2 pseudogenes are annotated in these 492 nt (G+C 74.4%); both read left to right on the top strand.

Going from position 1 to position 492, the window contains the following annotated elements:
• Positions 1 to 206 (top strand): annotated as a pseudogene (locus G3N62_RS35650) (recombinase RecA); the annotation flags it as partial.
• Positions 139 to 492, top strand: a pseudogene (locus tag G3N62_RS35645) (DNA polymerase Y family protein); the annotation flags it as partial. The pseudogenes G3N62_RS35650 and G3N62_RS35645, both read left to right, overlap by 68 nt.

Genomic DNA, 492 nt, shown 5'->3' with positions numbered 1-492 from the left:
AGCCGTCGCCGGCCGTGCTGCGCGTCGCGCTGTATCCGGTGCCGGGCGGCGTGTCGCTCGACATCGTCAAGCGTCGCGGCCCGGCGCGCGGCGAGCCGCTCGTGCTCGACCTGCCGTCGCCCATCGTGGAGAGCCGCTATGCGCGTCTTGCTCGGCATCCATCTGCCGCGCCTGCCGCTCGACGTGTGCGTCCCGCCGCCGTCTGACGCAGCGGCCGGCGAGGCCGGCGACGCAGGCTGTGCGGTGCTCGAGCAGGGTGTCGTGCTGATCGCCGATGCGGCCGCGCAGCGGCGGGGCGTGCGCGCGGGCATGAAGCGCGGCGGCGTGCTCACGCTCGCGCCCGAGACGCAGCTCGTCGAACGCGATCCCGCGCGCGAAGCCGATGCGCTGCGCGCGGTCGCGCTCGCATTGCTGCGTTTCTCGCCGTGCGTCGCGCTCGACGACGAAGCCACGCTGATCGTCGACGTCGGCCCGAGCCTGCGGTTGTTCGGA

This window comes from Burkholderia sp. Tr-20355, assembly GCF_017104685.1.
In the GTDB taxonomy this organism is placed as follows: domain Bacteria; phylum Pseudomonadota; class Gammaproteobacteria; order Burkholderiales; family Burkholderiaceae; genus Burkholderia; species Burkholderia seminalis.
This window is presented reverse-complemented; position numbering and strand designations above follow the sequence as displayed.